Genomic DNA, 9611 nt, shown 5'->3' on the forward strand with positions numbered 1-9611 from the left:
AGGATACTGCTATCTTTTGCATAGCAAAGATAAATAACTTTGGCCTCATAGAAATAGAAAAAAGATGAAAAAAATACTGCACATTATTTCGAGCCCGAGAGGCGACGCGTCTATGAGCATAAAGCTCGGCAATGCGATTATTGAAAAACTACAAGCTGCTTATCCGGACAGCCAGGTGAAGGAGCATGATCTTCTGAAAGACCGGTTCCCGCATCTTGATGAAATGCACATCGCTTCCTTTTTTACGCCTGAAGAAAACAGGTCGGCTCAAAACAAGGAAGCCATACGCCCTTCTGACGAAGCCATTCAGGAAATCACCGACGCAGACATCATTATCATTGGCACGCCGCTTTTTAATTTCGGGATTCCTTCGAGCCTAAAGGCATGGATCGACCATATTGCCAGAGCTGGAGTGACTTTCAAGTATGATGAAAATGGTCCCGAAGGCCTGGTAAAAGGCAAAAAAGTGTATGTCGCGATGGCATCTGGAGGCATCTATTCTGATGGTCCGATGGCATCGTATGACTTTGCTGTTCCGTATCTGAGATCTGCTTTGGGCTTTTTGGGCATGACCGACATTACGGTCTACCGCGTAGAAGGGACTATGATTCCGACTATTCAAGATACGGCTCTTGAGAAGGCAGTCGATGGTATTCTAATAAGCTAACTGGGCAATCAGGCCTTTAAAGAAAAAGAACGGCCAAAAGCCGTTCTTTTTAATTTTGATTGATTCTTGAAACGATGTTGTTATTTTATGACCATTGGCAGAAAGTCTTCTACGCTTTCATAGCCTTCATTTTTGAGCTTTTTCTTCAGCCTCATCTTCCCTACTCTAACGCTTTGGGGCGAAATGCCTAATATTTTCGCCATTTCTTTTCCTGATAGATCTAGATAGAGCAAGACAATCAGGCGAATTTCTGCTTCTGTCAGCGTTATTTTAAATTGCTTGATTCGGGAGAAAAAAGCGGGGTATATGGATTTGAACTTGATCTTGAATGTTTCCCAGTCTTCTTCTGTCAATATTTTTTGTTCTAATAATTGGGCTACTTCTGAGTCGTTTTTGTTGTGTGGCTGCAGTCCTTTTGAGACTTCTTCTTGGAGTTTGCTGATAGCTACACTTTTCTTGGTCAGATCGATTATGTAGGCTTTTAGTTCTTGTTCTTTTACGTCTAGTATTTTTTTAGAGTTAGAAAGCTCCATTTCCAGCTTTCTTTTATTGTATCGGATTTTTGAGAGGTATCTGTAGACAAAAAAGGCTACGATAAGCAATACGATTATGATTCCCGTTCCAATAAACCATATCCTGTTTTCTGCTAGTTCTTGTTCTTTTTCAAGATTCCTAATCTGGAGGTTCTTGACCTCGCTCCCCATGTCGGCTTGGTATCTGGCTAATATGTTGGATTGATTGGCAACGAGTATGGCTTTGTTCAAGTCGTTGTAAATTTTAAAGTATTTTAAGGCTGAATCGGGCTGGTGAAAGTGCTCGTAAACTTCGGACATCTTTTGGTAGGCTTCTGTGATATGCACCTTACTTTGGATCTCTAGGCTTAACTTGAGGCTTTTTTGCACGGCATCAAGCGATTGTTTTTCTGCCCCTTGTCGGAGATAGATATCGGAAAGATTGTAATAGCTCGCCGCAGCACCGTCTTTGTAGTTTACTTTCTTGTAGTTCTCCAAAGCCCTCAAGTAATATACTCTGGCAGAGTCTATCATTCCTTTGTTCTTGAATATCTGCCCTTGATTATTGAGCGCAATGGCCAAGTCTCTATAATATCCGTACGTTTTAAAAATCTCGATGGCCTTGTTGTTGTGAAAGAATGCTTTTTCGAAATTGTGCTGTTCTTTCAGGATCAATCCTCTGTTGGTATGGGTGAGCCCTAATAACCTGTGCATGTTTCGTTTTTCGGCAATCTTTCCAGATTCGGTATAACATTCCATGGCATCGGCATTGTTTTCAAGCCTCCAGTGCACGAGTCCGAGCGTGTTTAGGACTTTTGCCAGCTCTTCTTCGTCATTTGTCGCTTTTGCCTTCTTATAGGCTTTTGTTATATAGTCTAATGCTTTTTGATAGTTTCCTATTCTCCATTCGTTGATTGCGGATTCGTTTAGCGAATCGATGCTTCTGTCTTCTGTATTTTTAGAAAGGGAGTCTTTGGATGTAAGCGCAGTTTCTTTTACTTCAGAGGAAGTAGTAGAGTTGCAACTGGCCAATCCTAGCAGCAAAAACAAAAGAAATAAAGCGGCAATCTTGTTTTTCAGCATTTTATATAGTGGTAGCGGTTTATCAAAAATAAGAATGTTTTGTCTTAAATACTATAGAAATTCCTGCCATGCATTACTGCAGGACAGGAGATTTCTTGGCAATTGTCAAACGAACTAACTATTTTCTATTATTTGATAATCATTTTTCGGGCTTGCTTAAAATTGTCGGCAACCAATTGGTAAAAATAAATGGCTTGGTTCAGGCCCGATACATTTACCTCAACAGTGTTGTATCCTTGCGGGAAAACATCGTCAGCAACATCCATAATGTATTTTCCTGTACTGTCATAGAGCTTGATTTTCACTTCTCCTGCATTTTCGATATAGAAAGGTATTTCTGTTTTTCCGATGACTGGATTCGGATAGTTTTGTCCCAGCCAATTGGATTTAATTTCTGGATTTGGGTGTTCGCCTGTTCCTAAAGAATTATGGTCTGTTTGGAAAAAATAGGTTCCTTGAAACAAAAACATTTCGTTTTCTAAGGTTCCCGGCATCATTAATCTTCCGTCTGGAAGCGGCAACAAGCTCACAGGATTAAAGGCAGACAGTTCTGGACCTACTAAAAGCTCTTCTGTTCCGTTTCCGGTAGGATCAACTTTAATCAGAGAGCCAATGTAATAAGCACTCGTACTGTAGTTTAGCCTATACGGGAATGAGCTTGTATATATCTGGCTCAACATAAAAATATCATCTGAGGCGTCAACGTAAATGTCTCTATAAAAATGGTTTAGTTCGGTTTCTCGTACCCAGATTCTGTTTCCGCTTTCATCGTATTTTTGAAGTACGATCTTATTGTTTACGCCATAAATTACGCTAAACGAAACGAGGATCAAGTCTCCCGTACTCAATTGTTTTACGGCATAGGAACGTATGTGTCTTCCTGGCTCTTCATAGAGTGATGACCATTGAAGAGCACCGGCAGGATTTATCTTTGCCACTAATGATTTCTCATTATATTCTGTTTCTGATTGTGCGGCACCATTCACATAAAGGCTGCCATCTTGATCAAAAATCAAATCGCTTCCCACTGAAAAATGGCCTGCGATGTCATAATTATTGAACCATTGCAATGTTCCATTGGCAGCATATTTTAATACGGCAAGATTGGTGTCTTGGACTATCATACCGCCAAATCCTGACGCTCCAACTAAATATATATTACCATCTGCATCTGCTTTTCCGGATTCAATAGTGTAGATATTGTCATCTGGATTTGGAGACGTAGCAAAGTCAGTCCACACTTCGCTTCCTGTATTGGATATTTTGATGGTTGTAAATACTCCGAAAATATCGGAATCGTTTTCTTTTGCTTTTCCGCTGATGTATGCATTTCCAGAATCATCTAGAAAAAACGCATATAGTTTGGAGCCAAAAACGTTTTTAGAAAAATCCCAAAGCAAAGTACCGTCCGACGTGAATTTTTTCACTTTTAAAGGATAGGCCGCATCCTCAGATGGGATCAAGTAGACCATTAGTTCCCCATTTGAATTTGCCAGTATTTTAATTCCGTTACTTTCATTTCCGTTGGAAGGATTGAACACTTTTTCCCACTCTAGGTTTCCGGTCGGAGAATATTTTTTTACGTAATAGTTGGATATGCCTCTATCGCCGCTCACTGTGCTGAAAACTCCGGCAACATAGGAATTATTATCGTCATCATGTACTGCCGATAAAGCTTGCGAAGCAAAGGCATCACTGCTATAAATATTTCTCCACACAGGCTGAGTGGCTGTCGCAGTAAAAGAGAGTTTTAGAGTTTCAAAAACGGTTCCTTCGGCAGAAAGGTCTGTAGTAAAAACCGGCATCAGGTTGTTTGAACTTGTTACTCCAACTCCAATAAACTCAGAAGTCGATTCTGTTGGAGAAAATGGCTTGACAAAACTTGTTTCTCCAGCTAATGAACCATCAACATTATATTTGTGAGCTACAAATTTGTTGTCGGCAAAGTTTTCGTCTAAACCTCGACCTGCAATAACAGGAAGGTTTGCAGCATCTAAAGTCAGGTGGGCATCTTTTATTTCGATAAGATTGTTGGTTTCTCTTGTCCAATTTTCTGTACCATCTGGATTATAAGAGATCAGGAAAAAGCCGTCATCAACCCAATCGCCAAGATGTTTTCCTCCGACATAGATCTTAGCATTTGGGGTCACTATAATATCATAAGCATTGGTAAAATCTGTACCGCTTCTGAATATTTTTAGCCATTGCTGTTGTCCGGAAGCATTATATTTTACTGTTCCTGCCTTGCTCATAAAAGTATTTAGGGTTCCGGTTACGTAGCAATTACCATCAGCATCAAACGTAACATCGCGCGCAATTGAGTTCGTATCTTGCAAAGGACTATCGGGATCATTCGAATCGGAGCTATCTGTATACGTGTAGTTTTGTTTCCATAACACATTCCCATTGCTTGCATATTTGATCGTATAGTAGGTCTGCCAATAGTCCGCATTCGTACCAAATCCAGTTACGGCTATATTGCCTACGTTGTCTACAGCTACTGAAGTCGGCTCATTCCATGATTCTTCGACTTCGTTGCTGTCAATAACCGACCAAAGGAGCGTTCCGGCTGCATCGTATTTCAAGGTCACATAGCGTATGCTTGTTCCGGCATAGGCGACTCCGACAATAAATATATTTCCGTTTCCGTCGATTGTCATGGCTGTCGGCACATCCAGTCCTTCGTTGCCTCCATCAAAAACTCTTTCCCAAGTTACATTTCCTGAAGTGGCATCGTATTTTACAGTTCGAATATCCATATCATTTCCGTTCCATTTAATTCCTGTTGCAATTGGATTTCCTGTTGCATCAAGGGCAATTTTAGTTCCTATCTCTGCTGCATATAATGTTCCTTCTTGACGTTTTTCCCACACTCTGTTTCCGTTGGCATCGACTTTTATGGTTACAAAGTTTGCTTCAGCCGAAATGCTATTCGAGCTTGTTCCTGTTATATAGACATTTCCTGCTGCATCATTGGTGCTTGAAAAAGGGACGCTTCTGCCGCTTAAGATAGTGGCTTTAAAACCATAATTTGAAGGAGTGACTTCTCGTGCCGCATCTCCTTCATTTAAGTCTGTACCAATCAAAGACTTCCTTTCTAACTGGCTATTTTGTCCCTCTTTGACATTTTTCAGTTTTGACAATATCCCTTCTTTTTGGGATAATTCATAGCCGTGAAATTTTTGGGCCTCCGTACCAAGTATTGTTTGAGAAAAGGCCGGGCCGCAGAAACCACAACCTAATATCACAACAATGAGCCTTAGATATTTGTAATTATTTTTCATACCTGTTTTTTAAGGATTAGACATTAATAATTGTATTCTTAATTGATTGAAAGAATTTCATAAAAGAATAACTTTCTTTATCAAAACTACTTCATATTCATCCAAGAACATAAAAAACCGCGTTGACAAAAGTGTTGACATTTAAATTGTAACTCATTGAAAAATTGAGGAAACAGCGCACATTCTAAAGAACAACGAATGAATCTTATAGGAAATAATGGTTAATGAAATAAGAGATTGTTTTTGATACCCTCTTTGTCATTATTCGCTATTTTTGATGCAACTTTGATATAAAAACTATGGCTTGGTCTCTTCTTGAGAAACTCTGGCAACGAACAGTAAGTTCGCACGTAACTGTAAATTCGGATACAACTTCTTGGGACAAAGAAATCGAAACGCTCTACCGGCTCGGTATCAGCATGGAAGACGCCCTCCAATTTCTTTATTTTGAAAAACCTGATTTTGAAGCTTTCAAGACTTGGATACATAGTCGAAAAAGAGAAGCTGAAGCTGTTGCAAGTGAATGTGAAGATGACGTACTTCTACCAGAAGATCTTGAGTTTTGGGATAAAAACGGGTATGTTATCGTAAGAGAAGTAATTTCAAAACAAGACTGTAAAGCAACAGAAGAGGCTATTTGGAATTTTTTAGGAATGGATCCGAATGACAAAGAAACCTGGTATAACAGGCATGCAGAACAAAAAGGACTGATGCTCAGTTTTTCAGATCATGAGACTTTAAACAAAAACAGGGGTTCTATTCGCATACGAAAAGCGTACGAACAGCTTTATAAAACGTCGAAGATCTATCCTACCATAGACAAGGTAAGTTTTAATCCGCCTGAGACGGAACATTTCCGTTTTAGGGGAAGTCCGCTCCATTGGGACGTGAGCTTGAAACAGCCAATACCTTTTGCGATGCAAGGACTTTTATACTTAACGGACTGCGGCCCGCAAGATGGCGCATTTCACTGTGTACCAGGATTCCATAATTCGATTGATTTGTGGCTGGAAGGATTAGAAGAAGGGGAACATCCGAGAGAAAAGGCAATCAAGACACTACAACCTATGCCGATAGCGGCCAATGCAGGCGACTTTATCATCTGGCAAAATACGCTGCCGCATTGCGCTATGCCCAATCATGGATCGCATCCGCGTATGGTACAGTATCTCACGTATCTGCCTGATGATTATTATGCTTCTCCAGAATGGATTTAGCCGCCTGTCGCGAAAATTAAGACTTATTGATTATACTCCATCTTGGGATTCTTGCGTTATCGCCTTCTTTAAGAATAAAGCGATAGCCGTAATGGGTGTCGACTATTTCACGAGTAGTCGGATCTGTAATCGTATATTCGATGTGTGCTTTCTGCTTGAAATATTTTTTCCAAGCCGGAAAGATATCGAGGTATTTTCCTCTGATGGCTTGGAATTTCAAGGCTTTTGTTTCTAGCTTGTTTTGCAATTTGAAGTCGACATATAGGCATTCGTCCCACTCGCTTTTGCTCTCGAGGTCTGCATCAGAGATAGCAGCCGGGGCATAAATAATCGTATAGCTGGAATCGGCGGCTTTCTCCATGACCTTATAGAATCTATAGGAAAGCGTTGTCAGCGAGGCAATCTTATCGGAAGCCTGGCGCGCATTTCCTTTATCTGTCCTGGAAATAGCGCTTATAAAAGCTACATCTTGCGCCATTGTAACGGTGCAGATGAAAAATACGGCAGATGATAGAAACGTTTTCATAGAAATTGCTATTGAATAGTGCAAAGATATTGCAAAAAGAATATCCTTTTTTTATCGTTTATTACTTATTTTGAATTTTTTATTCATCAGCATCCCCTTTCTCCCAAGCTCTTTATAAATCAGACATTATAGAAGAAAGTTTTCCTGTCGAGTCCTGATTTATGGTAATGCCAATTAATATTCAGGACGTTTCTTATTGTCTTTTTCAAGGCGGCATAGTCGTTGGGTTTTGTGATATAGATATTTGCCCCGTTAATAAATGTCTCTTCTATATCTTTTTCTAAAGACGACGTGGAGTATATGGCTACAGACACATCCATAAACCTAGGGTTGCTTCTTATTTCTTTCAAGCATTCGGATCCCGAAACAAAAGGCATGTTCAGGTCTAAGAATATGATATGCGGCAGCACTATATTTTCTTGATTGAGATGTTCCATCAGCTCTACGGCATTCTTGAACATCAAGAGCTTATTGGAAGCTTTGATTTCCTTTACGACTTCTTCAAAGAGCTGCTGGTCGTCTTGATCGTCATCGACAAGAAAAATAGTCATAGCAGATGAATCCATATGAATTTTAGATATTAGTTTTTGGTTTGAGTGTCATTTGTCAAAATTGCGGAATAAAGAATCTCATTCTGTCTTTTTATTGCCTACTATCAGCATATAGATATCATGCTTTAAAAAAAGCGTTAGAAAGTCCCTTCCTGAATTCCAAGTCATGAAAATTTTTGACTTTTCTTCTTTTACGGAATTGTGCAGTTCTTCGTAACTGTGTTCGGACTGCAGGCTCGGATGGAATGAAGACATATCGCTGATGGTTTCTTCAAACTTGAGGTTGTTTTCGGAAAGTAATCGTCTTACTTCCTTAAAGGCCGTAATAAATCCGTTAATGTCACGCTCGAAGTTAATGATATAGATGTTTTCTTCTTCCGGATGGGTATACCATTTATAATAGGACATGTCCTTTTCTTCTATGGGAGACGGATAGATAGCAATAGGAGTCTTTCCAAAAGTTTGCGAAAAACTTTTGGAGCAAAAAAGGAGTAGTAAGAAACAAAGTAATTTCATAATTCCTATTGCTTATAGGACACAAAATTATTTATATCTAATTCTAAAATCGTTACATAATTTTAAGGTAATTTTATTTATTAGGTCAGCTTTGCAGAAATTCAGCTACCTATGCAACCAAACAGGCAGAACACTTATCATCCAAGTACTCTGCCAATCAGTTGCTAATCTTATATTTTAAAAAAGTATTATTTGACTTTAGTGTCGTCTAGGAACTTGTTTATCCTTTTGATGCTTTCGTTCATAAACTTGAACTTATTCGCATTATTCACATCATAAGACAAGACACCTCTAACTACCCAGGCTTCTGCGATTTCGACAACGCTTAATTTGACGCTGCTGTAAAAATCATTTTCATTGCTCAGCACAAAAATATGATCATCATAAATGCTTTTGGCCACACGGTTAATAAACAGTCCTTTTTCTCGGCTGATTACAACGATTATAGAGTCGTTTTCAATTCTATCAACATCGATTCTTTCACAAATCACGAATGAGTTTTCATCTATGACTGGAAACATGTTATTGCTTACCACTTGAAACACTCTGGAGTCTTCTTCTATAATAAAAGGAAAACTGTATTTCGGGAGAATATCGAGTAAAGAGACCACATCGTTTCCTTTTGCATATTGAAATTGTACTTCGCGAGAAATAAGAGGAGTGTGATTAGTAAAAGAACCAGCTTTTTTCTTGTTTAAGAATATCTCGTTCAGGTCGAGTTCGTATAGCTCGCAAATTGTGATTATCGAATCAAAATCTACGCTATTCCTTTTTTTCCATGTAGAAATGGTATTCGGCTTAATATTCAAAAATTCAGATAATTCAATATCTGTCTTGATTTTCAGCGCTTTCTTCAATCTTTCGATAACGCTAATCGCGTTTTGTGATTTATTTTCTTGCATATTCGCAAAATGTATTGTAACTTTATCATAAGATAAAATTAAATTATGAATTCCGTTAAAAATCCACTTTATGAAACTGACTGCACAATCTATTCATAAAGCATTTTTTTAAAAAATATTCACAAGGACTCGTGGTATTTTTTAAACACCAAGCATAAAGTCATATCACAGGATGAATCTATGAGGGCGCGCTTTTGGAAATTTGGGGATGAATTATTACGTTTTAAAGATTAATAACAATTCGAAAACAAATATATACTTTTTCTAAAAATACCACTCAAAACATATTATAAATTATTCATAATTACTCATTTACAATAAAAATGTAAGAAAAACTTTAAGAAAACTATTAA

8 protein-coding genes are annotated in these 9611 nt (G+C 38.6%); 2 read left to right on the forward strand and 6 right to left on the reverse strand.

Features of this window, described 5'->3' with window-relative positions; all coding sequences use genetic code 11:
- Positions 1-64 precede the first annotated feature (64 nt).
- Positions 65-667, forward strand: a complete 603-nt coding sequence (locus GGR22_RS12680; protein WP_182493968.1) for an FMN-dependent NADH-azoreductase — start codon at positions 65-67, stop codon at positions 665-667.
- An 80-nt stretch (positions 668-747) separates the two neighbouring features.
- Here GGR22_RS12680 and GGR22_RS12685 read toward each other — a convergent pair whose 3' ends face one another.
- Both GGR22_RS12685 and GGR22_RS12690 read right to left on the reverse strand, forming a co-directional pair.
- Positions 748-2262 (reverse strand): tetratricopeptide repeat protein, encoded by a 1515-nt coding sequence (locus tag GGR22_RS12685; protein WP_182493969.1) that lies wholly within the window; start codon positions 2260-2262, stop codon positions 748-750.
- Positions 2263-2390: 128 nt separating this feature from the next.
- Positions 2391-5546, reverse strand: coding sequence for a T9SS type A sorting domain-containing protein (locus tag GGR22_RS12690; protein ID WP_182493970.1), 3156 nt, complete (start codon positions 5544-5546; stop codon positions 2391-2393).
- 299 nt (positions 5547-5845) lie between these two features.
- On the opposite strand from GGR22_RS12690, the gene GGR22_RS12695 reads away from it, so the two are divergent.
- Positions 5846-6763: a phytanoyl-CoA dioxygenase family protein gene (locus GGR22_RS12695; protein ID WP_182493971.1), complete on the forward strand. Its 918-nt coding sequence runs from the start codon at positions 5846-5848 to the stop codon at positions 6761-6763.
- 16 nt (positions 6764-6779) lie between these two features.
- Here GGR22_RS12695 and GGR22_RS12700 read toward each other — a convergent pair whose 3' ends face one another.
- The 4 genes from GGR22_RS12700 to GGR22_RS12715 form a co-directional block, all read right to left on the reverse strand.
- Positions 6780-7289 carry a hypothetical protein gene (locus GGR22_RS12700; RefSeq protein WP_121377420.1) on the reverse strand — a complete coding sequence of 170 codons (510 nt, stop codon included), beginning with the start codon at positions 7287-7289 and terminating at the stop codon, positions 6780-6782.
- A 119-nt stretch (positions 7290-7408) separates the two neighbouring features.
- Positions 7409-7855: a response regulator gene (locus tag GGR22_RS12705; protein WP_182493972.1), complete on the reverse strand. Its 447-nt coding sequence runs from the start codon at positions 7853-7855 to the stop codon at positions 7409-7411.
- 63 nt (positions 7856-7918) lie between these two features.
- Positions 7919-8356: a hypothetical protein gene (locus GGR22_RS12710; RefSeq protein WP_121377422.1), complete on the reverse strand. Its 438-nt coding sequence runs from the start codon at positions 8354-8356 to the stop codon at positions 7919-7921.
- A 188-nt stretch (positions 8357-8544) separates the two neighbouring features.
- A complete protein-coding gene (locus tag GGR22_RS12715) occupies positions 8545-9258 on the reverse strand; it encodes a LexA family transcriptional regulator (RefSeq protein WP_121377423.1) in 714 nt (237 codons plus the stop codon).
- Positions 9259-9611: the final 353 nt, after the last annotated feature.

Origin of the sequence: Flavobacterium gossypii, assembly GCF_014138495.1 — a bacterium.
GTDB classification, from domain to species: Bacteria; Bacteroidota; Bacteroidia; order Flavobacteriales; family Flavobacteriaceae; genus Flavobacterium; species Flavobacterium endophyticum.